The following is a 26,235-nucleotide window of genomic DNA, read 5'->3' as shown; positions in this document are numbered from 1 at the left end:
CCTCATTGTCCCAGACGTTTGAGGATTGCCGGAACGTGGACCTGATCCGCCTTGTAGTTGCCGGTCAGCGCATAGATGACGGCATTGACCCCGAACCTGTAGGCCGTGCGCCGCTGCTCGTCTCCGCCGGGAAGGACTGCGAACCGTGTGTCGCCATTCTGATCCACGGCCCACGCATGCGCCCAGTCAGCGCTGCCGATGATCACGGGACTGACGTCATCATTCTCGGCCTCACCGTCGCGGGCGACCCATACAGGCTGACCGGCGTAGCGGCCCGGAAAGTCATGCAGCAGATAGAATGTGTGGCTCAGCACATGATGGTCATCGAGATGGGTGAGCGGAGGAATGGGCAGTCCCGCCGTAACGCGACGAAGCGCGGCGGCACTGCCGGGAGCCTCGCCCGCCAGTGTGTCGCTATCGCCGGAGGTAGTGGTATCCACGCCCTGCGTGTCGATGATGATCATGCCACCATGTGCGATGAAGGTGGTCAGGGCGCTCGTCACAGCCGGATCGACATGAGAGTCCGGCGTGATCGGCCAGTAAAGCAGCGGGTAATAGGCGAGGTCATCCTTGCCCGGATGCACGCCGTCTGGATGTCCGATCACCGCAGAAGTGCGGGCGTTCACATAGTCGGAAAGTCCCTGAAGTCCTTCCTGAGAGACAGTATCCACTTCCGGATTGCCTGTGATGACATAGGCCAGCCGGGTTTCCAGAGCCGCTCCCGGCACGTTGGCCGTAGCAGATGGAGGGACTTCAGGAGCGACAGGCGCATCCTGTGCAAATCCGGAAGAGGCGAGAGCCGCTGAAGAAAGTCCGAAAATGATCGAGAGATGGAGGGCTCTGCGTATACGTGAGAGGGAGAAAAAACCACGCAGAAAGAGCGTCGCCAGCGCATCGGTTGCCAGAAGCAGAAGTGCGATGGCCAGCAATGTCGGACCTATCAGCCTGTCAGGTCGATGCCCGGCAGGATTGGTGACGGCCCCTGTCGGAGGCAGTGGTGACAGACTGTGAAGCGTGTCGCCTACGTTCAGGGCGCGTCGTGCGGCGCGTGAGCCATACAGTCCGGGCGGATGCTCCGGAGAAACGGCCGTAGTGCCGAACTTGCTGGAAGCCAGTCCTCGGGCGAGCGGAGAGGGCGAGCCGAGAACACCCTCTCCATCCAGCGTCATGACCGGAGCCAGCACACTGTTGTCGGACGGGATATCCACACCACCAGCATGTTCGATAAGCCGTGTGAGCATGGACACGAACAGGCCGGAGAGCGGCAGATTCGACCAGTCCGCCGTGGGGGTGACGTGAAACAGCACGATCTCTCCCTTGCCGAGTGTGGCATGGGTCACGAGGGGCGTGCCGTCAGTAAGCCGCGCCCAGCTATGAGCCGAGAGGTCTGTCGCTGGCTGTGCAAGGATCTGCCGGGAAACGGTCACATCCTTCGGGACAGTAAGGCCATGGAAGGGGGAATCTGTCGAAAAGTCAGCCAGAGACTGTGGCTTGCCCCATGACATGGCGCCACCCAACTGACGGGCCGTGGGCATCAGCGCCACAGGAAGCAGGGTCTTTTCCGGGGCCGCATGAGCAGCCGTTTCACTGCCGGCTGTGTCAGGCGTGCTCTGGACGCTGTCTTCATGCCCGGCGAGCGTGCGACCGGCAAAACGGATCAGTGTGCCACCTATTCTGACCCAGTCCGCGACTTTCTGCTGGGTCTCCGTATCGGCGAGAGTGCCGTCCGGAGCAATCAGAACCGATAGAGGCTGTGAGAGAAGCGTGGCGGTGCTGCCGGTATGCAGGTCGGCGTTCGGTGCAAGGGCTCGGCGCAGATAGAACAGATTTCCCACCAGAGGCGTGTCGCCGCTGCCGGTCGCAATCAGCCCGACGGGACGCAGCCTGTCGCCTTCGTCCAGCAGTAGGGTTCCAGGCGCGCTGGCGCTGCCGTCGATCGTCAGCATATCGACCCGGTTACGCATGACAGTCGGCAGGGAAACAGAGACCGGCGCGCTGCTGGTTCCGGCTGGCAGAGTGACATCGGTCAGAGACAGCGTTCCACCATCTTCACTGTGGGCTCTCACCCGAATACGTCGCGGAAGAGCGGACGGCAGAGTCTCCAGACGCGCCATGACGCCAGCGGTTGAGAGGCTGTCAGGTGATGCGTCTTGAGTTTCTGCCACGGCGTGACTGAGGACAAAGACGCCGTTACCCGTGAAACGGATTTCCTGAACGGCGCCAAATGTCTGCATAGCGGTTTTGAAAGAGCGATCCGCCGCATCACCGTTCTTGTCGTCAGAAGCAAGACCATTCGACAGATAGATGGTTGCCCCGACAGAAAGCCCGTCCGCTTTCATTTTCTCCAGCCGTTGGGCGGCAACAGCGCGGTCGGCGGCCCATGGCAGAGGGCGTAGCGCATCGAGCGTCAGGGCAACCTGCTCCGCCGGAAGAGCACGGAGTGTCGCCGGATTTTCTCGGTCTTCGGACGCCGTTGCCAGAAGGACAGCGGAACGGCCAGCCCTTCCTGCCGCGTCGAGCAGCGCATGGGCCGCAGCAGTTCGTTCGCTCCAGTCGGGAGCGGTCATCATATCATTGTCGATGACAAGCAGCAGGGTGCCGCTTCCGGGCAAGGGGACCGGTCTGCCCGGAATGACCGGACCGGACAGCCCCAGAATGAGCAGCGTCGCCGCAGCCAGACGCAGGATGAGCAGCCAGAACGGAGGTGTCGCCGCATCATCCTGTCTGGGATGGAGCGCTGCCAGCAGAGCTACAGGCGGGAAAATCTGGGCGCGCGGCGAAGGCGGACGGGCGCGTAACAGCCACCAGATGGCCGGAAGGCTCAACAGACCCGCGAGCAGGGCAGGGAACTGAAAGATCATGGACGTCCGCCCCCCCGGTGGCCTGACAGAGAGGCGCTGAGAGAGAGCAGGGCAGCGGCCGCAGAGGTGTCTGTCTGGTGAGGCTGGAAAGTATGGCGGCAGCGTTCCGCAATGGCCCGGAGATGCGCCTGTCTGCGCGCGAAGGCGGCGTCATACTCGGGACGCAGAGTTTCCACTGCGGGAAGAGTCAGGCTCGCCTCGTTTTCCAAGCCTTCGAAACGGATGCGCCCGGCGTAGGGCAGTGCACGTTCGGCGGGATCGATGATCTGGAGAATGTGAGCACGGACGCCACTTCCCGATAGCTGTCGGAAAAGGGTTGTCACATCCTTGTCTGGAGCAAGGAGATCGCTGGCGATGACAAGCTGTGAATGCGGAGGCAGAACCGTGCCCTTCAGAAGAGCCGTCTCATCGGACTGCCGGACCAGTGACGTGAGCGCTAATGCGATACGACTTGCGATCCTGCCCGCGCCGGGTGGCAGATCGACACGCCCGTTCGGAGACACAAGGCGCACACGTTCGCCGCTCCGCTCCAGCAGGGACGCCGCCGCCAGCAACAGCAGAATGGCGCGATCCCGCTTCAAGGGCAGAGAAAACGGCTGGGAAGACCACACCATCGACGGGCTGAGATCGCACCAGAGATGGATGGTCTGGGCATGCTCGGCTTCCGTCTCACGCACATAGGCCTTGTGACTGCGGGCCGACTGCCGCCAGTCGATGCGTGTGACCGGTTCGCCGGGCAAAGCTGGTCGATACTGCCAGAACGTCTCACCCGGACCGGAACGCCTCTGACCGTGCAGTCCGGCAGCGACAGTCGCGGCGATCCGTTCAGCTTCCGGCACGAGGGAAGCGAGCGTCGCCGCCAGCCTGTCCGCTTCTGACGCCAGCACAGCGGGACTGCCGCTGATGAGGGCGGCTGTGTCACGTCCGGCCGCAGGAGAGGCCGAGCGTATCCTGTCCGCCAGTCTGGAGAAAAAACCGCCGGACGAGGAAGAAGTGTCTTGCGCCACGATCAACCCAGACGGGAGACGAGCCCGTCGATCACATCCTCGATCCGGGTCGAATCGGCTCTGGCCGAAAAGCTGAGCGCCATACGGTGCGCCAGCACGGGCCGTGCAAGAGCGGCGATATCATCAAGGTCAGGCGAGAGACGCCCATCCAGCAGGGCGCGGGCGCGGGTGGCCAGCATCAGGGTCTGCGCGGCACGCGGACCCGGACCCCATGCGATGCTGTCTTTCACGGTCTGCACATCGGTCGTCTCGGGACGCGCAGAACGCACGAGGCGCAGGATCGCGTCCACAATACGTTCACCCACAGGGAGAGCCCGGACCATCGCCTGCGCGTAAAGCATGTCTTCAGTGGAAAGAATCTGCTGCGGAGCTTCCTGCGGCACGCCCGTCGTCGCCAGCAGCATGGCCCGTTCATCGGCGGCTTCCGGGAAGGTCAACTGGATCTGGAGCATGAAACGGTCGAGTTGGGCTTCCGGAAGCGGATAGATGCCTTCTTGGTCGATCGGATTCTGGGTCGCCAGAACGTGGAACGGACGCGGCAGCGCATATTCCGTGCCGGCAATGGCGACGCGATGCTCCTGCATGGCTTGCAACAAGGCTGACTGGGTGCGGGGGCTGGCGCGGTTGATTTCGTCGGCCATCAGCAACTGGCAGAACACCGGTCCCGGCACGAAGCGGAAACTGCGGTGACCGGCGGCGTCTTCATCAAGAATCTCACTGCCGGTGATGTCGGATGGCATCAGGTCGGGTGTGAACTGCACACGCCGGGAATCGAGACCAAGAACCGTGCCGAGCGTTGTGACCAGCAGGGTCTTGCCGAGACCGGGAGCACCGACCAGCAGGGCGTGACCACCTGAAAGAATGCTGACAAGCGCCTGATCGACAACATCTTTCTGGCCAAAAATGATTCGGCCGATTTCCGCCCGCACATCCTGCAAACGGTGGGCGACGAGGTCGACCTGCTGTGCTGCGGAGGCGCTGTCCGGGAAGGCGTTTCCACCGGAGGAACCCGTCTCGGGGGCAAGGAATACGGTCTGGTTTGGCATCATTTCAGGCGTCATAGGTCCAGTCTGACACGTCCGGGGCTTACATCAAGCCGGGGGGCAACCCTATATCGGTATGGTGCGCAGGCAAACAGATGTGGGTTAATTGAACGTGACATCAGATGCTTTTGGCGAAAAATCGGGAGATGACCGCCAGATCTCCAACGACGACCAGAGGAGTGGCAAGCCGCATCAGTGTGGCCAGTTGCCCTTTCTCATCCGTCGTGACGGAGTCTGGCTCTACAAAGGCTCCCCGATCAAACGAAAGCCGATGGTCTGCCTTTTCGCCTCGGCTCTTTCCCGTGCGGCGGACGGCGCTTACTGGCTCCGCACCCCTGTCGAGGAAGGCACCATCGAGGTCGAAGATGTTCCGTTCGTGGCGGTTGAGCTGGAATGGTGCGGTGTCGGACGGGAACAGCGCCTGTGTTTCCGCACCAACATTGATCAGGTTGTCACGGCTGGGCCCGAGCACCCCATTCTGGCGCGCTGGGATGTGCCGCTCGATGCCTGCGACAGCGCGCCACCGCCCTATCTCACGGTGCGGCAGGCTGAGGGAGAACTACCATTGCAGGCCCGCATTTCACGCCCCGTCTGGTACGAACTGGCGGCTCTGGCTGAACCCGGCTGCTGTGGAGGACAGGCCTGCATGGGAGTCTGGAGCGCTGGCGCGTTTTTCCCGTTGGCCCTTGTCCCGCGCGGATGCAGGGAAGGCATCGATGAGGATGGCGACTGCTGATGGTGAAAGTCGTGAGCCTGCCTCTTGAGGCGCTCCCGGATTTCCCGGCGCTCTGTCAGATATGGGAGGTGCTGCCTCAGGCCCGGCTGGTCGGAGGGGCTGTGCGCGACATGCTGAATGGCATGGTCGCCAGCGATTTCGACTTCGGAACACCGGAGACGCCTCAGGAGGTGATGAAACGTCTACGGGATGCAGGCATCAGCGCCGTTCCTACCGGCCTGTCTCATGGAACGGTTACCGCCGTGATTGATCATCGTGGTTACGAGATCACCACGCTTCGGCGGGACGATGTAACAGATGGCCGCCATGCCGATGTATCATGGACTCAGAATTGGGAAGAGGACGCGGCCCGGCGCGATTTCACCATCAATGCGATGTCCTGCGACCGGACTGGGCATATTCATGATTATTTTGACGGGCAGGCAGACCTGAAAGCCGGACGGGTCAGATTTGTCGGTGAGGCGGAAACACGGATACGCGAGGACGCTCTTCGTATCCTGCGGTTTTTCCGCTTTCAGGCCCGCTTTGGCGCAGGGGTGCCTGACCAGGTTACTCTGACTGCCCTTCGGCACGGTGTGGCGTTGATCGAGCGGCTTTCGGTAGAGCGTATCTGGTCTGAGTTGCGGCGTATCCTGACCGGTCCACGCGTGACCCAAACCTTGTGTCTGATGAAGGAAACGGGTGCGCTGACAGCCTGCCTGCCTGAACTGACAGACTGTCTGTCTGATGCGATCCAACATCTTGACGCGCTGATCTCCTCTGGAGGTCCGGCGGATTATGCCTTGAGGCTGGCGGTTCTGCTTGCGGGGGCGGCTGTCGATTCTGAGACGGCAAAGAGGTGTGTCGAACGGCTCCGGCTCTCACGCGCCGATTCCTCACGCGTTTTGGCATTTCTTCAGAAGCCCTTTCCGATGCCGGAACGTGTCGTGACGGAGGAGGACGTTATCTGCGTGCTGGCTGAAATCCCAAGAGAGGTCGCCTTGGGGCAAGTCTGGCTCGCGGAAGCGCAGCAGGTTCTGGCTGATCGGGCATGTCATGAAGCAGCGCCATGGAAACGTCTGAGGTTTCAGCTTGAGAGCCTTCCCGTACCGGTCTTTCCGCTTGCCGGGCGCGACCTTCTGGCGGAAGGGATACCGCCGGGGCCACGTGTGGGTGAACTGCTTTCCATGATCCGCTCATGGTGGTTACAGTCCGGTTGTCGAGCCGGAAGGGAGGAATGCCTGACCTGCCTGCGAAGGCTGCATAAGAGTTTTTCTTGAGTATTTTTATTAAGAAAATAAAATATCATATTGATAATAGAAAATATTTTCAGAAAATAATCTGTCCGGTCCGTGGTTGGGAAACGGTGTTCGGTTCAGCGGTTCTTTTCGTAAGCGGCCCGCGTTGGTAGATGACGCGAATGAATGCTCTTCCGCCGCGCGCCCAGTTGACTGATCTCCGGAACAAGTCCTCGCAGTCTGACGACAGCAGAGCGCTGCTTCTTCGCCTGTGGCGCGAGCAGATACGCCTCCATCGCGGCAGGATTCTGAGTGTTCTCGTCCTGACCATCGCCATGGCGACGCTGACGGCGCTCTATCCTCTGGTCATCCAGCGGGCTCTCGACATGTTCTCCACCCATGACGAGCGTATCCTGTATCAGGTGCCGCTTCTGATCGTGGCGATCACGATGGCAAAGGCCGCCGCCCAGTATGGACAGACGCTGGCGACACAGGGTCTGGTGCTTGTGGTTATCCGGGGCTTGCAGGGATCAATGTTCAGACACCTGACCATTGCTGACGTAGCCCGGATCGAGAAGGAAGCGCCCGCTTCGCTTGCCGCCCGTTTTACGACCGATGCGATTTCAATCCGTGAAGCCATGATCCGGGCCGTCAATTCCCTTGGCGATGTGGTGACGGTGGTCGGACTGATCGTGGCGATGATCTACATGGACTGGGAACTCAGTCTGATTGCCGCAATCCTGTATCCGATTGCGGCGGTGCCGATTCAGAGACTTGGCAAGAAAGTAAGGCGCGCTTCCGGCAACGTCAACGAACAGATCGCCTCGACAGCCGCCTTCCTGACCGAGAGCTTCGCTCAGGCCCGGACAGTGCGTGTCTACCGTCTTGAAGAGCGTGAGGAAAAGCGCGCGGATACCGCCTTTGACCGTCTCCATGAAGCGTTTCTAAGGATCATGCGTGGCCGCGCCCGTGTTGACCCCTTGCTTGAGGCTCTGGGCGGTTCAGCCGTGGCGGCGGTGCTGGGCTTTGCCGGATGGCGCGCCGCAATGGGAGGCGCAACGCTTGGGGATTTCTCCGGCTTTGTCGCGGCTCTGCTGCTGGCCTCACGTCCGCTCCGTGCGCTCGGAGCGCTGAACGCTGCCCTGCAGGAAGGGTTGGCCGGGCTTTCACGAATCTTTTCTCTTATTGATGAGAAACCCGCCGTGCAGGACCGTCCGCAAGCTCTCGCACTGCCTGCCGGGCATGGGCATCTGCGTTTCGACAGGGTTGCTTTCCAGTATGCCGACGGCCGCATGGGATTGAGTGACCTCTCGTTCGAGGCCCAGCCGGGGATGACCGTAGCGCTGGTCGGACCATCCGGCGCCGGAAAATCAACGGCTCTTTCACTTATCCCCCGTCTGCATGATGTGACCCGCGGGACCATCACCCTCGACGGGGTTGATCTGCGTGATGTCGGGCTGGAGCATCTGCGCAACGCGATTGCCTATGTCAGTCAGGACCCGCTGCTTTTCGATGTTTCCGTGCGGGAGAACATTCTGATGGGTCGCCCCGACGCCACTGATGCCGAGGTGGGGGAAGCGGCCCGTCTTGCCGCCGCCGAGCCGTTCATAACGGCGCTTCCTGATGGTTTTGACACGATTGTCGGCCCCGGCGGAGGACGGTTGTCCGGTGGCCAGAGGCAGCGTGTCGCTCTGGCGCGCGCGCTGCTGCGCGATCCGCGCCTGCTGCTGCTTGATGAAGCCACCAGTGCGCTGGACAGCGAAAACGAGGCGCTGGTGCAGGAGGCGTTGGGTGAGCTTCGGGCCGGGCGCACAACCATTATTGTGGCGCATCGTCTCTCAACGGTGCGTTCCGCCGATATGGTGGTGGTCATGGAAGATGGACGGGCCGTGGAACATGGAACCCATGCTGAACTGATCGCGCTTGATGGCCTGTACGCCCGTCTGGTTCGTAGTCAGGGGCTTGAGGAGTAGCAAAGAGTTGGGTTCACTGCCTCTACAGGGTGTCGCCCTCCGCCTGTGATCGGGGTTGCGGTATATTCTTCTCACCGTAACCACCGCCAGAACCGTATCCGGCTGCTCAGTCACGGCCAACCAGACATTCCATGTCTATGTGTGGATGTTCGGGTAAGGCATGGCTTAGCCGTCACGAAGATACGTGCGTTCCATTCCGTGCGGATAACAGGCAGGTGCTTCTTCCGTAAAAGAAAGTCGTTTTCAGACAAAACTGGAACAGGATTGTCCGCTATAAACAGTCGGTTTCAGACTGCCACAGCGTTATCTATCCGGAGAGTGTCATCATGGCGACAGGCTGGGCTCCAGAGGGAGCGGTACAGGAACAGATCGACGACACCATTGCAGATGCTGTCAAACAGGCCCGTTCCGGTATTCCGTCCGGAGAGAGCGCCCGTGAGTGTTGTGATTGTGGAGAACTGATACCAGAGGCCAGACGCAGAGCGCTGGCTGGCGTGAAGTTCTGCATAGAGTGCCAGTCAGAGCGTGACAGCCAGCGCGTGTTCAGCAGCATCAATCGGCGCGGCAGCAAGGACAGCCAGTTACGTTGATCAAACGCCGTTTTTAATCACGGTCCGTGTTTTGAGCAGGTTAACCGGTTGCCCCAAACGGCTTACGAAGGATCAGCGTTCCCCAGTCACCTTCACGAAGATGACGTTCCAGCACCAGCCCGCAACGCTGGTGCGCAGCCAGCACCATGCGGACCTGAATATTCAGCAGTCCGGCCAGAATGACCGTGCCGCCCGGCGCAAGACGACGGCTCAAATCCTTGGCCATCATGCAGAGCGGACGGGCCAGGATATTGGCGAAAACCAGATCATAGGGCGCACGACGACGGATTTCCGGTGTGGACCAACCATTGCCGAGCCGTGCTTCGATCAGACGTGACAGGCGGTTGCGGGCCGCATTCTCCTGCGTGATCCGGACGGACCACGGATCAATGTCGGTCGCCAGAACAGGGCGATGCAGCAGGGCCGCAGCACCCATGGCCAGAATTCCGGACCCACAGCCGAGGTCGAGAATATTCCGGGGCTTGCGGTGCGCCACCAGTTCAAGCGCCCTCAGGCATCCCCGCGTCGAGCCATGCTCTCCCGAGCCGAAAGCCATGCCCGCATCCAGCGTGATGGTGATGCGGTTGCTGTCAGACGCCTCATCCAGATGCGAGCCCCGAACGATAAACCGTTTGCCGACTTCCTGCGCCGGAAACGATTCATAGGTGCGGGCGAGCCAGCCTTCCGTCTCGGTGTTGGTGCGCTCCAGATCAGCGTTGATGCTTGTGGTCAGGGCAGCCAGAGCCAGAGCGGCCGCCAGTTCGTCTTCCGCATGACCGGTGTCTTTCACACCTTCGACACGCCAGAGTTTTTCTTCCTCGTCGAACTCGAAAATGCCGACCGTTGCGCAGACCGTGCTGATGGCGTTCTCGTAAGCTTCAACGGCAATTTCCGGAACAGTGACGGAAATTGTTTCAAGTTCTGTCGCATGTCTGCGGCGGGTGGCGGTCATTCGGGGCTCCGGATAGCACACGCGGGAGCAGTGTCCCGTTCGGAAAGGCTGGTGTTTATCAGTATCGTAGGGAGCAGCGCCAGAGCAATGCAGAGAAACAGTCGAGTTCCCAGCGCGCCCTGATGAAGCTTCTGCCGGACGGGAGCGTTAGCGCTTTCCGTTTGCCGCGACAGCAAAAGGCTTATCCGCTCACAAGGTTGCACGGATAAGCCTGTTGCTGGTTGCGTGGCATTATCCTTATCGGACCAGACAATGAAATCTGGTCCGATAGGAGGTTTAGCCGTCGAGTTTCTTGCGCAGGATATCGTTGACGATCGCAGGGTTGGCCTTGCCGCCGGTCGCTTTCATCATCTGTCCGACGAAGAAGCCGAACAGCTTGTCCTTGCCGCCTTTATACTCCGCCACCTTGTCGCCGTTCTTGCTGATGATGTCGTCAGCAGCAGCTTCGATGGCCCCCGTGTCCGTCACCTGACGCAGACCTTTGCGATCCACGATGGTTAGCGGAGCCTCACCGGTCTCGAACATATCTTCGAGAACTTCCTTGGCGATCTTGCCGTTGATCGTGCCGTCGGCAATCAGGTCGAGCATCGCACCAAGATTGTCGGCGCTGACCGGGCTTTCCTCAATCGACTTTCCCGTGCGGTTCAGGGCTGCAAAGAAATCGCCCGTCACCCATGCTGCCGCCGATTTGCCGTCACGTCCCTTGGCGACCTTTTCGTAGAAGTCCGCCGTCGTCTGCTCGGCCACCAGAACACCCGCATCATAAGCGGTGATCCCGTAATCCTGCTGGAAACGGACACGCTTTTCGTCCGGCAGTTCCGGCAGTGTCTGCTTGATCTGGTCAACCCAGCTCTGCTCGATCACCAGCGGCAGAAGGTCAGGGTCAGGGAAGTAGCGGTAATCGTGCGCATCTTCCTTCGAGCGCAGCGAGCGCGTCTCGCCCTTGTGCGGATCGAACAGCCGTGTCTCCTGATCGACCTCGCCACCAGACTCCCAGATTTCGATCTGGCGGGCCGCTTCGATCTCGATGGCTTGCATGACAAAGCGGATCGAGTTGACGTTTTTGATCTCGCAGCGGGTGCGGAACGGCTCACTGGCGCTCTTGCGAACGGAAACGTTCACGTCGGCGCGCATTGACCCTTCTTCCATGTTGCCATCGCAGGTGCCGAGATAGCGCAGGATCTGGCGCAGCTTGCGGACATAGGCTCCTGCCTCTTCAGGGGAGCGAATGTCCGGCTCACTGACGATCTCCATCAGCGCGACGCCCGCACGGTTGAGGTCCACGAAGGAACGCTTCGGGTCCTGATCGTGCATCAGCTTGCCCGCGTCCTGCTCAAGATGCAGACGGGTGATGCCAATGTCGCGTGTGCTGCCGTCGGAAAGCTCGATCTGCACAACACCGGTGCCGATAATCGGATGCTCGAACTGGCTGATCTGATAACCGGTCGGCAGATCGGCATAGAAGTAGTTCTTGCGGTCGAAACGGCTTTCCAGATTGATCCGTGCCTTCAGGCCCAGACCCGTGCGGACAGCCTGTTCCACGCAGGCTTGGTTGATGACCGGCAGCATGCCGGGAAAGCCTGCGTCAATCAGACTGACATGCGAGTTCGGCTCACCGCCGAAAAGCGTGGATGCACCGGAGAACAGCTTGGACTTACTGATGACCTGAGCGTGAACCTCAAGACCGACGACGATTTCCCACGTGCCGGTGTTGCCTTCAATCGTGTAGCTCATGCGCTCACTCCTGCGCGCAGGTCCGGACGGGCCGTGAACCCGGCGGCTTTTTCCAGAGCGGACCCGACCGCGATGATCGTTTCCTCGTCAAAGTGCTTCCCGATCAACTGGAGACCGAGCGGCAGACCTTTGTCATCGAGCGCCACCGGCACCGACATGGCGGGCTGCCCGGCCATGCTGGCTGGCACGGTGAAGATGTCGTTGAGATACATCTGCACCGGATCTTCCGGCTTCTCGTCGCGGGCGAAGGCCGCGGTGGGAGCCGTCGGAGTCAGCAGCACATCGACCTTCTCGAAAGCCTGCGTGAAGTCACGCTGGATCAGGGTGCGGACCTTCTGGGCCTTGAGATAATAGGCGTCGTAATAACCGGCGGACAGCACGTACGTCCCCATCAGGATACGACGGCGGACTTCCTCGCCAAAGCCATTGTGTCGGGTCTTCTCGTACAGGTCATCAAGGCTGGTCGCCCCTTCAGCTCGCTCACCAAACCGCACGCCATCATAGCGGGCGAGGTTGGACGAACATTCGGCCGGCGCGATGATGTAATAGGTCGCAAGACCGTATTTCGTGTGGGGCAGGGAGACATCGACAATCTCGCATCCGGCTTCACGGAGCATGTCGATGCCCTTCTGCCAGACGGCGAGAATTTCTTCCGACATGCCGGGTGCGCGATACTCAGCTGGAATACCAACGCGCAGACCCTTCAGGCTGCGACCGCAGGCGGCGCGATAGTCCGGCACGGCAACAGTGGCGCAGGTGCTGTCCTTCGGATCAGCGCCCGCCATGGCTGACAGCATGATCGCGGCGTCCTCGACGGAGCGGGTCATGGGGCCAGCCTGATCGAGCGAGCTTGCGAAGGCGATGGTGCCCCAGCGGCTGCAACGACCATAGGTCGGTTTCAGCCCTACGATACCGCAATAGGCTGCGGGCTGACGGATGGAGCCGCCGGTATCGGTGCCAGTGGCGCCCATGGCCATACGTGCTGCGACGGCCGCCGCGGAACCGCCGGACGAACCGCCGGGAACCAGAACTGACGCATCATCCTTGCGATGCCACGGGTTCTCGACGCTGCCGAACGCAGACGTCAGATTGCCGGACCCCATGGCGAATTCGTCAAGGTTGGTCTTGCCGAGAAAAATCGCGCCGTTTTCGAGCAGCTTCGCCGTGACGGTGCTCTCATAAGGCGGCACGAAGTTGCCGATGATCTTGCTGGCGGCAGTGGTTCGCACACCGTTGGTGCAGAACAGATCCTTGATGCCGAGCGGAATACCGGTCAGGGTAGGAGCCTCACCAGCGGCCAGCGTAATGTCGGCGTTTTTGGCTGCTTCCAGCGCCTTGTCGGAGGTGACGGTGATGTAGGCGTTCACCCGTCCGTTCAGCGCCTCGACTGCGTCGGTATGTGCCGTTGTCAGTTCGACAGCGGAAAATTCTTTCTTGCGCAGGCCTTCAGCGGCCTGTGCGATCGTGAGATCAGTCAGCATTATTCGACCACCTTCGGCACGGTGAAGAAGGGACCTTCACGGTCCGGGGCGTTTGACAGCACCTTCTCCTGACAGTCACCGTCAGTTACGGCATCTTCTCGGGGCTTGAGCGCCGCGTTGGTGCTGGTGCCGATCATGGGCGGTACGCCTTCGACATCAACTTCGTCGAGAATCTCGATCCAGCCGAGAATACCCCCGAGCTGTGTGCGGACAGCCTCGATTTCCTGGTCGTCAAGCCCGATGCGGGCGAGCTTGGCAATGCGTCTCGTGGTCGCGAGATCAAGCGACATGAAGCAAAAACTCTCAAATCATGAAAAATAACGCTGGCGTTGCCGCCGGCGCGACACCATACCCTCAGGCGATGCCTCTGTTCAACATAACCGAACTCAGTGAAAAACTTTCCACCGGTCAGCGGCTGCTGGGAATTGACCCCGGTGCGAAGACGGCTGGGCTTGCTCTGTCAGATGTCATGCTGATGGTTGCTTCTCCGTATGGGGTCTTGAAACGCGAAAAACTCTCGCTGATGGCTCAGAAAATCTCCGGGATTGTCAGAGAGCAGGATGTCGGAGCGCTTGTGGTGGGACTGCCGCTTTCCATGGATGGTGGATTCGGTCCTGCTGCACAGGCGGCCCGAGACTGGGCGCAGGCCCTTTCCGAACAGATCGGGATTCCAGCGGTGCTGTGGGATGAGCGGTTCTCTTCAAGTGTCGTGAACCGCACGATCATCGGTGAAGCTGACCTCTCCCGGAAGAGGCGGGGAGAAATCGTTGACAAGATGGCGGCAGCCTACATGCTGCAGGGAGTTCTGGATTATCTGTCGATGGAACGCAGCAGACGGTTCTCTTCGCCAGAAGACTGAAGCGACCTGACACCCCTTTGGAAATCAGGTCGCTTCATTGGTCAGGCAGCGACTGCCGTGCATTTCTCTCTGAGAAAATCGAGCTGCCAGTTCAGTTCCTTGGGGGTCAGGGCGTAAGAGCCGTCAGCAGAAGGCAGGATCGCGCGTGTCGGCGGAATCAGGGCAAGGTGAATCTGTATCGCGGCTGCCAGAGACGCTGGCAGACCAGCTTTCCATGACAAGGCGACAAGGCCGCGCGCATTGCGTCCGTTCAGCGTTTCCCGGGTGACGTCCGGGGCAATGTTCGGTGTACGGGCGAGAATCTCGATAATGGCGTCTACATTGTCATCATGAAGGGCCTGAGTGGCCAGATCGACGATATTGTCGTTCATGACCGTAGAAACTTGAGCATGTCTCGTTGGCTTGATGACTTCCGATGTCGCGGCCAGTTCGAAGGAAAGCTCTCTTTCGATCTTGTGTTTTACTGGCGCCACAAGGTTGGCGCACCGTTCTCTCACAAGGTTTTTTACCGTGGTGATGCACGCATATTCGAGACTGGTCGGCCGTTCCGGTGACCGCTCCATTTCATCGAGAGCCGGTTCCAGTTCGGTCAGCGGTCGTTCTGCGAGATGCTCAAGGATGGCGTGGGATCGAACCGTTTTGACCGACGAGATCATTTTACCGTCGTGTTGACGCCGGGTGATTTCCTGCTCCAGCGTGGAGTCATCAATTTCGTCCATGAGACGGTCAGCAATGGACGGAGATTCAGAGAGAGGTCCGACGATTGAAATCGCCTGCGCGTCTCCGGCTGCCTGAGCAATGACGCGGCGCGCGCGCTGCCAGCTTTCGGCCATTAGAACTGTCAGGGAGCCCTGAAGAGAGGCTGTCAGTGTTTCAATGCGCTGGTTGTTGAATTCGGGTCTCAGGGTCGCAATGCGGTTTTTCAGGCATTCCCATAATTCAGGTGCCGTCGCCATTGTGACGGTGGTCGCATTGCGTGATTTATCGCGTGACGCGGGGTTTATTGATGCTGGCGGAACGGAAGACAGCGAGCGCGTGGGCAGAATCTGAAAAAATTTTGGATCTAATGAATGGCTCATGGTGAGGACTCTTCCAATGATGTGTGCCAGCGAGCGCCCCCGGCGAGCTTCACGCTCCGCATGGCAAAACTTGCTCGGTCGATAAGGGATTCAGCGCTTTCCCCGGTTTCCCAATTCCGGGCGGCAAGGCCGACCGAGAAGGTGAGGGTGATGGGCTCCGCGACAAAAATAGCTGCGCCGTGCTGACAGAAGGCTTCCGCCCGTTCAGCAGCGACAAAATGATCAGCGCCGTCGAGCCAGAGCCCGAAAATGTCTCCACCAAGCCGTCCCGCAAGATCTGTCGGACGGATGGCGTCCCGCAGATAGCTGGCGACCTGCTGAAGGGCGCTGTCACCTGCTTCGAAACCGAAGCGGGCGTTGATGTCTGAAAAGCGGTCCAGTCCGATGACCAGAAGGGTGCCGGACAGACGTTCCCGATCCAGACGAGGCAGCCGCCGGGAAATTTCGGTCAACAGACCATTCCGGTTCAGCATGCCCGTGAGTGGATCAAATCGAGCATTGCGGGCCAACGCGCGGTTGAGAGCGCTCATTTCGAGAGCGGAGGCGAATGTCGCGAGGGCGGCGTCCGCCAGATTGGCGTCATCCTGTGACCAGACGCCGACATTGTTTCGCCACAGCGCCATGGCGGCAGGAGCATTGTAACGCACCCTGCTACGGCAAAGGATGACGTCATGCCCTTCGATCTGCCTGATTTCCGGCTCGAAGGAGAGGTTGCCCGCCACCGGCTGTCGCAACATCTGTTCAATCATGGCGTCGAAGGACGGTGTGGAGGTCTGAAGCCGGTGAACGATTTCCTCATCGGAATCGTCTTCGTCAGTTTCTGTTTTTCCTTCCGGAGATTCAGAAATCAGAATACCTCCGACTGCGCCGAGCATGGCGGCCAGTTCGTCGAAGGCAGGTGGAATGCCCAGACGCGACAGGGCTCGTGAACGCATCGTCGCCGTGATGCGCCGTACGATTTCACTGTGAAGACGGGCGACTGCCAGATCAGCGTTTGATCCGACCTCATCGGACACGTCGATACCAAGACCGCGCACGCCGGCATGCTGTCCGTCAGGAGAAAGCAGGGGAGTTGCATAAACCAGCATGCAGCCGAAAGTGCTGTCAGACCTTTTGATCCAGCAGCGACGGCTGCGAATAACATTTCGGGTTCTGAAAGGGTTGGGGGCCGGGGTCGAATTCACGCAGGGGAGGAGTCTGGTACCTTCTTCCCCGATCAGTTCCTGATCATTCCAGCCGAGTGCAGGCCCGGCCTCGAAAAAGGTGAAACGGCCTTCATTGTCCGTTTCAAAAATAAAATCGGCGACCAGCTGCGTCAGGCTTTTCCAGCGGCGACGACTGGCAAGAAGCGCGTCCATCAATTTGCCATCCTGACCGGGTGGCGACGATTCTGACGCAGGAGAGGAAGGCGTGATGTTCATGCTTCCGCATTTCATCCGGGAATAGTTTCTGTCCCGTTAAGAGCGGGTCGCGTTGACAGAAGATGCCCCGAACAGCATGGTCCGCCCTTCAGGTAACCTGTTCTGGCCCATTGCAGGGGCGCCTTTCAGCTATTTTGACTGTGGAAGACGATGAGCGAAGAGAAACTCAGATCCCGGATCGAAGCGCTTTGGGAAGCGCGTACCACCGTGTCGCCAGCCACGACCGGGGATGACCGGTCTGCGATCGAGACGGTTCTTGAAGGACTGGATTCCGGTCTTCTCCGTGTCGCCGAACCCGGAGAAGAAGGCTGGACGGTTCATGAATGGCTGAAAAAAGCCGTTCTGCTGTCTTTCCGTCTGTTCGATAATGCGATCATCGAAGGTGGAGCCGCAGGCGCTCCGGCGTTCGACAAGGTGCCGCTCAAATTCGAGGGCTGGGATGCGGCACGCTTTGCCGAAGCAGGATTCCGCGCTGTTCCGGGCTCCGTCGTCCGTCGTTCAGCTTTCATCGCGCCCGGTGTCGTTCTGATGCCAAGCTTCGTGAATGTCGGTGCGCGCGTTGATTCCGGCACCATGATCGACACATGGGCCACAGTCGGCAGTTGCGCCCAGATCGGCAAAAACTGCCACATCAGCGGCGGTGCGGGAATCGGCGGCGTGCTGGAGCCTCTTCAGGCCGCTCCCGTCATCATCGAGGACGACTGCTTCATCGGCGCCCGTTCGGAAGTGGCCGAAGGCGTGATCGTCGAGCGCGGTTCCGTCCTGTCGATGGGTGTGTTCCTCGGCGCTTCCACCAAGATCATTGATCGTGAGACAGGGGAAATTCACATGGGCCGCGTCCCGGCCTACTCCGTGGTCGTGCCCGGTTCGCTGCCGGCGAAAGTGCCGCTCAACGCCAATGGTCAGCCCAACCCGTCTCTGGCCTGCGCCGTGATCGTCAAGCGTGTGGATGAACGGACCCGCTCCAAGACATCCATAAACGATCTGCTGCGTGACTGAGAACACTCCATGACGCGTGCGCTTGATGTTACCGCCCTTGCTTCTGACCTGATTCGTCACCCGTCCGTCAGTCCGGATTCCGGCGAATCCCAGATCGCTCTGGGCGAAACATTAAGCGCCATGGGGTTTGAGGTCTTTCATCTGCCCTTCGGAGATGGTGAGGAACGTACGCCCAATCTCTTCGCCCGACTGGGGAAAAGCGGTCCGCATCTCTGTTTCGCCGGACATACGGATGTGGTTCCACCGGGACAGCAGGACTGGCGGCACGGACCGTATGCAGGCTCCGTTGAGGAGGGCGTTCTTTACGGACGGGGTGCCTGTGACATGAAAGGCGGTATCGCCGCCTTTGTCTCCGCCGTGTCTTCCTTTCTCGCGAACAGGCAGGAACCGCAGGGTTCCATCAGCCTGCTCATTACCGGTGATGAGGAAGGCCCCGCCCGCTTTGGCACCGTCAAGGTGCTGGAGTGGATGAAGGACCATGACCAGATTCCCGACTTCTGTGTGGTGGGTGAGCCCACCAATCCGACCGTCATGGGTGAAGTTATCAAAATCGGACGGCGCGGCAGCATCAATATCCGCGTTGTCGTGAAGGGACGGCAGGGGCACGTCGCTTATCCGCATCGTGCGGATAATCCGGTTCACAGGCTGATCCGTATCCTGAGCGAGTTGACGGAAAAACCTCTGGATCAGGGTTCGGAATGGTTTGAGCCATCCAGTCTTCAGGTAACGAGCGTGGATGTCGGTAACTCTGCTACGAATGTGATTCCCGCAGAGGCGAGAGCGGCCCTGAATATCCGCTTCAATGATCTTCACACCGGAGCGTCGCTGCGGGAGTGGATTGAGGCCGTCTGCCACCGACATGCGCCCGGCTGTCAGGTCGAGGCCAGTATCAGCGGAGAATCGTTTCTTACGCAGCCGGGTCCGGAACTGAACGCTCTGAAAGAGTCGGTTCAGGATGTGACGGGCAGGGAGCCACGTCTGGATACGGGCGGAGGCACTTCGGACGCCCGCTTTATCGCCTTGTACTGTCCGGTGGCGGAATTTGGTCTTGTCGGAGCGAGCATGCACCAGATTGACGAGCATGTTGCTGTTTCAGATCTTGAGACCCTGAAGCGTATCTATGAACGGCTTTTGGAAAGGACAGTGGCGTGAGAGGCGTTTTCAAAGGCAATACGACGCCCAATCCCAAGTCGGTTCTGGAGGGTATGACGCTGCTCGCCAGCGGAAAGTCTGAAGGACTTCAGCGTTTCGGCAATTCAGTTGAGCATCTGCTCGCGGCGCTCTCGCCCGGTCTGGCGATGTGTCTTGTCGGTATTCTGACAGTGCCGATGCAGAAAGACCCGGCGCTTGGCTTTATCCGCGTTGAGCTGTCTTTCTGTACGCTGCTGGCGCTTCCGGTATTTTCATGGTTTTTCGCTAAAAAATGGGGCAGACAAGAGCTCTGGCTGCGTTACGCGACCGCTGCAAGCTGGTGCGAATGGATCACCGTTCTGGTGTCCGCCGTTGCAATGACGATCGGCAGTCTGCTGTTTTCGCCGCTCGCAGAGACAACCGGATTTGCTCTGGCGATCGTTCTCAGCAGCGACCTCTATGGAATATGGCTGGGTGTATTCGTGGCCAAGGTCGGTCTGCGCCTGAGTTGGACGCGCGCGGCCATCCTGTACGGGGCGACATTCTGCTTCGCGCTGATATGCTACGGTCTGGCCTCGCTACTGCCGCCGCATTACAATTTTATCAATGATCTCCTACAGCCTGTTATGACCGCGCAGACGTCATCCTCTTCCGCCGTCTGATCTGCATATCTGTGGCTGGGGATGTTCGCTTGTTTGGCTGTGTGGCTGATAGAAACGAAACATCAGACGAGACCTTGTAGTCTTGTAAGGCGATATCCAATGGTATTGAGAATAGGAAATTGTGGAGGCTCTGTAAAAAAGCTTCAGAAATGTCTAGTGTCACGTGGATATCCTGTTGTTCCGGACGGCGTCTATGGTCACCAAACACAAGCAGCTGTTCGGAATTTTCAAACTAGAGAGTGTTTATTTCCAGTTGATGGAATTGCGGGAGTCCATACTCTTTACCGTTTGGGTTTTGATGGTGGTCCTGAGCAATTGCCACCGTATGGACCACAATCGCTTCCTCCAGAGCACAATCCGCCATCACAGAAATTAAAAGCGCCTGTTGCTTCGATGCATTTAAGTTATAATGGAGGAAATTTTATTTCTAAGGTGGAAGCTAAGATAAACCATTTATACTGTCCAAGTGATGAAAGTGGAGTTACAATAGGCATTGGTTACGATATGAAGCACAGATCTCAAGATTCTATATATGAAGATTTTATTAGTATTGGAGTGGATGAAGATACTGCGCGACGAATATCTAAGGCAAGAGGGGAGTTTGGAGAGAAAGCTAGAGAGTTCTCAAGAGAAAACAAAGATATAACAATCACAGATGAGCAAATGAACGATCTTCTTATGAAGGCAGCCGTTTCTTACGAGGCGATTATTAAAAGGCACATAAAGATAGCCTTGCGCCAAAACGAATTTGATTCTTTGGTTAGTTTTGTTTACAATCCAGCGGGCATTTTTTCTCCTGTTGCCGATAAAATAAATTCTGGAAATTCTATTGCAGCGATGCAAATAATTCATTCCAGATTGGGAAAAAATAAGAAGAATATAAAAGGTCTTTTGCGAAGAAGACAAGGGGAAATTCAGCTATATCTGAACGGAGAGTATAATTACTCGAAAGGTAGTCTCATTCCATTCCAATGATGGTGGTAAAATGAATTTTTTTTCTTTTTTTCTTTTTATGATTTCTGTAACCGCATTGTCAGGAGTGGGTTATGCTGCCCCACCTCCAAGCACGCCGGAATTTATTAGAATATTCAAAGAAAATGTAAAAAAATCTCAGCTAACAATAGATGGAAGTGAAGTATATGATGTGATGTGGGTAGATAACTGTAGGATGACGTTTTTAACGAAAAATGGTGATATTAAAATAGATTGGAATAATACAAAGGATGACTATGAAATTCATAATTATTCTGCGGACAAATACCCATTTGATGTTTTTTCTGAGTTAATTTTGTTTCCAGAAAAAAAATATAATTTTTTTTATAAATATAATGATTATGGCCAAAGACTTCGTATGATTATTCATAAATTTTCTACCTGTTCTATGGAAATGCGCAAAAAATATAATTTTTATATGAATGATAATTAATTTTTTTTGATTTGGCGTTTTGTTCTTGTAAAATTGGATAGTCTGATCGATATCGGTGGCGATAATTCGGATATAATATCATTAGCTGTCTCTCAAACATCACCTATTTGTAAGGATATTTTGGCAAGGTTGCAGGTGAGGTAATTGATTTTCTGGAAAAATATGTTACCCCGCGTAAAGCCAATCTATAGGTCAGAGGCCAGAAAATCATTATTTTGGTCCTAAAGCCCTGTTCAATCTTTCTGCAGTCAGAAGTTCTGCCGTTTTTGTCAGCACAGTTGCTTCATTGAAAAGCGTCAGAGCGCGCTTATGCCCCGCTTCTCCCATTTTTATCCGTAAGGACTGATCCCGAACGAGCCTGTTCAGAGCGTCAGCAAGAGGTCCGCTCTGTCCGACAGGAACGAGCAGCCCGGTTTCGCTGTGCACGACCTGTTCCCGTGGACCTCTGATGTCGGTGGCGACCACGGGGAGCCCGCTCAGCATGGCTTCGATGATCGACATGGGAAGACCTTCGAAATGGCTGGGCAGCGTAAAGATATCCGCTGCGGCCAGAATCGCCGGAATATCCGTACGATAGCCCAGCATGCGAAGTCTGCTGCCGAGAGTGTCACGAGCCCGCTGAAAATACGGCTCCAGTACCTCACCGTGATCGCTTGAGAGGCGTTCTCCCACGATCCAGAGTTCCGCATCAGGAATGGCTTCCATCGCGGCGAGAAGCTCGGGATAGCCTTTGTGTCTGACCAGCCTTGAAACGGCGACAATCACGATACGGTTTTCCGGAATATGCAGAGATTTCCTGATCCGCTCACGTGCCGCAGGATCAGGGTGATAAATCTCGGGATCACGACCATTTCCAACCGCTATGGGATTCGGATGGATGTGCAGGCGTCGGGCGTCCTGCGCTTCTTCCTGCGAGACGGTCAGATAGATATCGGTGATATGTCCGGCCAGCCATTCAAGCGTGAACGCCAACGCGTGACGGACAGGGGAACCGGGTTGATTGAACAGATAGCCGTGGCAGGTATAGGCGATGCAGGGGACACCGCAAAGTCTGGCGGCGAACCGCGCCAGCAGGCCGCTGATCGGCATATGGGCATGCACGAGATCTGGTTTTTCCTGCCGAATGACCCGGATCAATGCGGCAAAAGCGCGTGCCTGCGCCCTTAATGAAAAAGATCGGGCCATTGGCACTGTGACGATGCGGAAACCTTCAGTTCGTGCATCCTGAAGAAGAGCCCCCTCCGCACAGCAGCCGATAACGTCGTGACCTTCGGCCCGTAACCGGCGCATCAGCGGCAGAAGAAAATGACGCAGTGAAAAGTCGACGTTGGCGACTTCAAGGATTTTCACGGTATTTCCTTGCCCACACTCTGCTGTCAGGCATCAAGCCGCGTGAAGGCCCACCGTATGGTATTTGCCAGAACGGCAGGGGCGGGCGGCTCCAGCGGTAACGCCGCGTCTGTAGTGTCGCTCCTGTCGACAGAGGCTTCGGCCGCTGTCTCTTCCGTATCGACGCGTGTGGCTTCTGGCACGGACGCCTCAGCAAAGGAGCCGGAATCGTTCTCCGGATTTACACCGGCGTCCGCTTCTTTGGCTTCGTCGATGGCTCTGGCCAGAGGCGTCTGCTGTTTCGCGGCAGGATCAGTTTCTGCGTCTGGTGCCGCAGGAAGCCCATCTGTCCGGCTGGTTTCATCAGTTTTGACTGAAGCAGCTTCCGGTAGACTCTCCTCATCGACAGGAGAAACAGCAGGCTGCAATTCGGCAGGGCGGACCACAATCTGCTGGGTGGGAGTCGGGTCTCGGAAGCCGAAGTAAATGCTGTCCTCTATCGTGGAATAACCGTCGCTGCGGAATTTCCAGACTTCCTCTCCGGCATGCAGCAGAATGTCGGTTTCCTCCAGTTCGATCCGCACGGAGGGATGGAGATGGAAACGCAGCACGAACTCAGGCAAGGCTCCTGCTGTATCCAGACTGTCCTCTCCCCGCAGATCGGCTCCTTCTCCTGAGAGGAACATGCGTCGACGATATGATCCGCAACCAACCGGGCGATAGCAGTCCGACGCCAGTTCGATCATATGATCAATGCCGGAAACTGAGTGCTGCCATGTCACATCCGGTCGCACATCCACAGAGTCGTCCCGACGCCAGAGCACCGGCGGACAGGCCGGGATCGAGAGAACGGAGTGTGCGGGAGCGTCACGTAGCGCCTCGTGCCAGCCGGGGCGGGGGCTTGCACCGCAGTTGACGACGATCTGTGAGCGTCCGGAAGACAGCTCCATCGACATGAGGCCGCCGTGAGAGAGGGCATCGAACCCATGAGGTGGAGGGCCGCCCGTATCCACGAACAATATAGTATTGCCGGATGTCGCCCGTACAAAACGCCCATCACGCATGTTGCGGGCGAGGATATTTCCTCTCGGCATGGCGCGGGCGATGATCAGATCGATCAGCGCGGGCTCATGCGACCGTGTGCCGTTGAACAGGGCGAGGCGACCATCCCCATGACGAAAGGCGCGGAGCACCGGAGCCATCCGGTCCAGCGCGGAGGCGAGGGTGGTCGGCATCGGGATGCGTGCCGACTGAAGCAGCAGGCGCATCTCGGCGAGTTCCCGCAGTACGAGAAGCTGTGCGCCGGGGCTGCGGGAGGCGTGACAGCCGTCCGGCAGGATCTGCATTTCCAGTTCGGGGTCGATCAGCCGCATATAGCGGGCGAGAAAGGCTTTCTGTTCCGGAATGGCGACCGCTGTGGCCAGCAGGCCCTTCAGGCCGCGAAGGGCGGTCCAGTCATGACGGTCCGTCGGCAGGATGGCGGCAAGCGTCCGGGCTTCGAGGACGATCCTCTGGAGGAGCGCGCGGCGATAGTCCTCATCGGCGGAGGCTGCGAAAAAATCGTATTGCGCCAGCCATGCGGCGATACGTGCTCCGGTTGTCGATGAGTCTTCCAGAGGGGTCATGCCGATGGGTTGGGCCATCCAGTCCGCGACAAGGGCGCGGGCCTGAGCGCGCGCGGACTCGGAGCCGAGTTCTCTCAGGTCCCGCAGCCATTCAAAGCTCTGGAACCAGTCGCGAAACTGGGGCGACCAGTTATCGTCGGTCCAGACACCTTTCCGAATCGAATGGGTTTCGCCGCCGTGAGACGCCATGCCGCGCACGAGCCGCTCACCATTGCCGGCGTCACCGGGCCAGAGGTCACGGACGGTCTGCGCCGGAGTGGATGGGATGGATCTCAGACCACCCAAAGGGCCGAGCAGCGCAAAAGAGAGTCGCGCATCACGCCACCACCGGCCCAGACCCATACTCAAGCTCCTCCTCAACCCATCTTGTCAGAAACGCACGATGACAGTTCTTAGTTGCTGTTCCGTAACGCCCTGATGGCTGCTGCATAATCTTCACGCCCGTAGACCGCGCTGCCTGCGATCAGAACATCCGCACCCGCGGCGAGGGCGAGAGGAGCCGTTTCCGGATCAATGCCACCATCGACCGCCAGTCTGACCGGTCTGCCGCATGACTGGATCATGTCGCGCAAAGTTTTGATTTTTCGTATCTGGCTGTGCAGGAATTTCTGTCCGCCAAATCCCGGATTGACGGACATCACAAGGATGATGTCCACCAGATCAAGCACTTCGGACAGGGCTTCCGGCGGTGTGGCTGGACAGAGCGAAACACCCGCTTTCACGCCGAGCGCCTGTATGGCCTGCAATGAACGGTGCAGGTGCGGTCCGGCCTCGGCGTGAACCGTGATGTGATCGGCTCCCGCGCTGGCGAAGGCTTCCAGATAGGGATCGACGGGCTCAATCATGAGATGCACGTCGAACGGCAGCTTCGAGTGGGGACGAAGCGCTTTTACGATAGCCGGTCCGAAAGAGATATTTGGCACGAAGTGACCGTCCATCACATCCAGATGAACCCAGTCAGCCCCGGCCTTTTCTATGGCGGCGACCTCCTCGCCCAGACGGGCGAAGTCGGCGGCCAGAATGCTCGGTGCAATCAGAGGAGAAGAAATGCTGGTCATGGCCTCGTTATCGGCAAACATCGGAAAGGGTGCAACATCTGTTCTCAGGCTTCTGCATAAAATGACTGAAGCAGGTCTTTGCTGTCTTCTTTTTTGTTACAAATAAAACAGTTCTTAGATGACCATGATGAGTTGGCAATCAGTCATTAAAATGGCGATCCATGTGGGTCAGCCGGTTTCTTTCAGAGAATCTGTTGGTTTGAGGCCGTAACGATTCGTTCTGATAATGGGCTGCCTTGGTGTCGAAATCTTTAAAAACAAAGCGGATTCATAGGAAAATACCCGATATCCCTTGTCTGATTACTGCTGGAATTGCACCGTCGGTCAACTCCATCACACTATTCAGCAATGCCACACCAGCCAGTTGCACCCGGCCAGTTGCACCCGGCCTGTCGCACCAGCGCAGTCTGCGCCGCTAAACACAGAAAGAGACGTGTCCGGCACGGTTATCCGAAAACGGAGCCGTGAGAAACGTGACGGGTTGACGCCAGCTTTTCAGGCTCGTTACTTCCTGCATGAGCAACCGTGTTCTGATCTCATCGGATGACACATGCCCAAGAATGGCCGTTGCGGAAGATACAGCCGGTCTTCCTTGCCAGACTGGTGTGGAAAAAGCCTGAAACGCAGATGAAGCGTCTTCCATCAACGATGAAAGATCACGGTTGCTGAAAGCGATCCCTGAAACAGACTGGAAAGACGGTGCTGTGAGAAACAGGGCGCCAATAGGAAAGCCGCCACCGTCATTGTAGCTTGCCAGCAAAATGTCTTTCGCCGCCTGAAAACGAAAAAACGTCGTCTGATAGGGACCTGTCCATGAATCAGCGGACTGAATCATGCAGCCTGTATGGGGAGACGGGATGCGGAAAAACCAGCGCTCGAACAGTTCGGCCTGATACCAGAGAAGTCTACCGGAGGGGCAGAGAGCCTGTTTACTGGTCACGAAACCCAGAACGGCCTGTAGTCCCGGAAGAACACCCAGCATCTCACGCCACAGAGTACGACCCTCCGGCGTGTCGATATGCTCTATCCGGGCAGGTTCCATTCCTGCGATC

The 26,235-nt window shown here is 58.1% G+C and carries 23 protein-coding genes; 10 read left to right on the top strand and 13 right to left on the bottom strand.

All coding sequences use genetic code 11. The features are described 5' to 3' along the window. Positions 1–2 precede the first annotated feature (2 nt). Genes LKE90_RS05605 through LKE90_RS05595 form a run of 3 tightly spaced genes read right to left on the bottom strand, consistent with a single transcriptional unit; the run spans position 3 to position 4,914 of the window. The gene (locus LKE90_RS05605; RefSeq protein ID WP_291492936.1) at positions 3–2,861 is read right to left on the bottom strand and encodes a DUF4159 domain-containing protein; all 2,859 of its coding nucleotides are present in this window, start codon (positions 2,859–2,861) and stop codon (positions 3–5) included. Further along, positions 2,858–3,868: a DUF58 domain-containing protein gene (locus LKE90_RS05600; protein WP_291492934.1), complete on the bottom strand. Its 1,011-nt coding sequence runs from the start codon at positions 3,866–3,868 to the stop codon at positions 2,858–2,860. The genes LKE90_RS05605 and LKE90_RS05600 overlap by 4 nt, the downstream gene beginning before the upstream one ends. 2 nt (positions 3,869–3,870) lie before the next feature. Then, the gene (locus LKE90_RS05595) at positions 3,871–4,914 is read right to left on the bottom strand and encodes an AAA family ATPase (RefSeq protein ID WP_407066085.1); all 1,044 of its coding nucleotides are present in this window, start codon (positions 4,912–4,914) and stop codon (positions 3,871–3,873) included. A 103-nt stretch (positions 4,915–5,017) separates the two neighbouring features. Between LKE90_RS05595 and LKE90_RS05590 the strand changes: the two genes are divergently transcribed. From LKE90_RS05590 to LKE90_RS05575, 4 genes are all read left to right on the top strand, one after another. Continuing rightward, positions 5,018–5,647, top strand: a complete 630-nt coding sequence (locus LKE90_RS05590) for a DUF1285 domain-containing protein (protein WP_407066082.1) — start codon at positions 5,018–5,020, stop codon at positions 5,645–5,647. Next, complete coding sequence (locus LKE90_RS05585; RefSeq protein ID WP_291492930.1) at positions 5,647–6,906, top strand: CCA tRNA nucleotidyltransferase; 1,260 nt, start codon at positions 5,647–5,649, stop codon at positions 6,904–6,906. The genes LKE90_RS05590 and LKE90_RS05585 overlap by 1 nt, the downstream gene beginning before the upstream one ends. A 140-nt stretch (positions 6,907–7,046) precedes the next feature. After that, positions 7,047–8,837 carry an ABC transporter ATP-binding protein gene (locus LKE90_RS05580; RefSeq protein ID WP_291492928.1) on the top strand — a complete coding sequence of 597 codons (1,791 nt, stop codon included), beginning with the start codon at positions 7,047–7,049 and terminating at the stop codon, positions 8,835–8,837. Between the two features lie 326 nt (positions 8,838–9,163). Next, on the top strand, positions 9,164–9,427 hold the full coding sequence (locus tag LKE90_RS05575) for a DksA/TraR family C4-type zinc finger protein (protein WP_291492926.1): 264 nt from the start codon (positions 9,164–9,166) through the stop codon (positions 9,425–9,427). A 40-nt stretch (positions 9,428–9,467) separates the two neighbouring features. Here LKE90_RS05575 and LKE90_RS05570 read toward each other — a convergent pair whose 3' ends face one another. The 4 genes from LKE90_RS05570 to gatC form a co-directional block, all read right to left on the bottom strand. After that, the gene (locus LKE90_RS05570; RefSeq protein WP_291492924.1) at positions 9,468–10,379 is read right to left on the bottom strand and encodes a 50S ribosomal protein L11 methyltransferase; all 912 of its coding nucleotides are present in this window, start codon (positions 10,377–10,379) and stop codon (positions 9,468–9,470) included. Between the two features lie 276 nt (positions 10,380–10,655). Next, positions 10,656–12,113: an Asp-tRNA(Asn)/Glu-tRNA(Gln) amidotransferase subunit GatB gene (gatB, locus tag LKE90_RS05565; RefSeq protein ID WP_291492921.1), complete on the bottom strand. Its 1,458-nt coding sequence runs from the start codon at positions 12,111–12,113 to the stop codon at positions 10,656–10,658. After that, complete coding sequence (gene gatA, locus LKE90_RS05560) at positions 12,110–13,594, bottom strand: Asp-tRNA(Asn)/Glu-tRNA(Gln) amidotransferase subunit GatA (protein ID WP_291492919.1); 1,485 nt, start codon at positions 13,592–13,594, stop codon at positions 12,110–12,112. The genes gatB and gatA overlap by 4 nt, the downstream gene beginning before the upstream one ends. Continuing rightward, on the bottom strand, positions 13,594–13,884 hold the full coding sequence (gene gatC, locus LKE90_RS05555) for an Asp-tRNA(Asn)/Glu-tRNA(Gln) amidotransferase subunit GatC (RefSeq protein WP_291492917.1): 291 nt from the start codon (positions 13,882–13,884) through the stop codon (positions 13,594–13,596). The genes gatA and gatC overlap by 1 nt, the downstream gene beginning before the upstream one ends. A 71-nt stretch (positions 13,885–13,955) precedes the next feature. On the opposite strand from gatC, the gene ruvX reads away from it, so the two are divergent. Continuing rightward, the gene (gene ruvX / locus LKE90_RS05550; protein WP_291493033.1) at positions 13,956–14,453 is read left to right on the top strand and encodes a Holliday junction resolvase RuvX; all 498 of its coding nucleotides are present in this window, start codon (positions 13,956–13,958) and stop codon (positions 14,451–14,453) included. A 41-nt stretch (positions 14,454–14,494) separates the two neighbouring features. Here ruvX and LKE90_RS05545 read toward each other — a convergent pair whose 3' ends face one another. Both LKE90_RS05545 and LKE90_RS05540 read right to left on the bottom strand, forming a co-directional pair. Next, entirely contained in the window at positions 14,495–15,532 is a 1,038-nt protein-coding gene (locus LKE90_RS05545; protein WP_291501393.1) for a hypothetical protein, read from the bottom strand. After that, positions 15,529–16,953, bottom strand: coding sequence for a sensor domain-containing diguanylate cyclase (locus LKE90_RS05540; protein ID WP_291492913.1), 1,425 nt, complete (start codon positions 16,951–16,953; stop codon positions 15,529–15,531). Before LKE90_RS05540 ends, LKE90_RS05545 begins: the two co-directional genes overlap by 4 nt. A 150-nt stretch (positions 16,954–17,103) precedes the next feature. Here LKE90_RS05540 and dapD point away from each other — a divergent pair, with 150 nt between their 5' ends. The 5 genes from dapD to LKE90_RS05515 are packed head-to-tail and all read left to right on the top strand — an operon-like array spanning position 17,104 to position 21,171. Beyond that, the gene (dapD, locus tag LKE90_RS05535; RefSeq protein ID WP_291492911.1) at positions 17,104–17,952 is read left to right on the top strand and encodes a 2,3,4,5-tetrahydropyridine-2,6-dicarboxylate N-succinyltransferase; all 849 of its coding nucleotides are present in this window, start codon (positions 17,104–17,106) and stop codon (positions 17,950–17,952) included. Between the two features lie 9 nt (positions 17,953–17,961). Next, a complete protein-coding gene (dapE, locus tag LKE90_RS05530; protein WP_291492909.1) occupies positions 17,962–19,104 on the top strand; it encodes a succinyl-diaminopimelate desuccinylase in 1,143 nt (380 codons plus the stop codon). Then, the gene (locus LKE90_RS05525) at positions 19,101–19,745 is read left to right on the top strand and encodes a hypothetical protein (RefSeq protein ID WP_291492908.1); all 645 of its coding nucleotides are present in this window, start codon (positions 19,101–19,103) and stop codon (positions 19,743–19,745) included. Before dapE ends, LKE90_RS05525 begins: the two co-directional genes overlap by 4 nt. A gap of 21 nt (positions 19,746–19,766) precedes the next feature. Beyond that, a complete protein-coding gene (locus tag LKE90_RS05520) occupies positions 19,767–20,720 on the top strand; it encodes a peptidoglycan-binding protein (RefSeq protein ID WP_366509536.1) in 954 nt (317 codons plus the stop codon). 10 nt (positions 20,721–20,730) lie between these two features. Continuing rightward, a complete protein-coding gene (locus LKE90_RS05515; RefSeq protein ID WP_291492904.1) occupies positions 20,731–21,171 on the top strand; it encodes a hypothetical protein in 441 nt (146 codons plus the stop codon). Positions 21,172–21,381: 210 nt separating this feature from the next. Here the strand turns inward: LKE90_RS05515 and LKE90_RS05510 are convergent, their stop codons facing one another. The 4 genes from LKE90_RS05510 to LKE90_RS05495 form a co-directional block, all read right to left on the bottom strand. Next, positions 21,382–22,521: a glycosyltransferase family 4 protein gene (locus LKE90_RS05510; RefSeq protein WP_291492903.1), complete on the bottom strand. Its 1,140-nt coding sequence runs from the start codon at positions 22,519–22,521 to the stop codon at positions 21,382–21,384. Between the two features lie 26 nt (positions 22,522–22,547). Then, positions 22,548–24,467, bottom strand: coding sequence for a heparinase II/III family protein (locus LKE90_RS05505; RefSeq protein ID WP_291492901.1), 1,920 nt, complete (start codon positions 24,465–24,467; stop codon positions 22,548–22,550). A 50-nt stretch (positions 24,468–24,517) separates the two neighbouring features. Beyond that, on the bottom strand, positions 24,518–25,183 hold the full coding sequence (rpe, locus tag LKE90_RS05500) for a ribulose-phosphate 3-epimerase (protein ID WP_291492899.1): 666 nt from the start codon (positions 25,181–25,183) through the stop codon (positions 24,518–24,520). Between the two features lie 415 nt (positions 25,184–25,598). Continuing rightward, positions 25,599–26,225 carry a hypothetical protein gene (locus tag LKE90_RS05495; RefSeq protein WP_291492897.1) on the bottom strand — a complete coding sequence of 209 codons (627 nt, stop codon included), beginning with the start codon at positions 26,223–26,225 and terminating at the stop codon, positions 25,599–25,601. Positions 26,226–26,235: the final 10 nt, after the last annotated feature.

It is taken from the genome of Acetobacter sp., from assembly GCF_022483985.1.
Lineage (GTDB): Bacteria > Pseudomonadota > Alphaproteobacteria > Acetobacterales > Acetobacteraceae > Acetobacter.
Note: the sequence above shows the minus strand (reverse complement) of the source record. Positions and strands in the feature narration are given on the sequence as shown.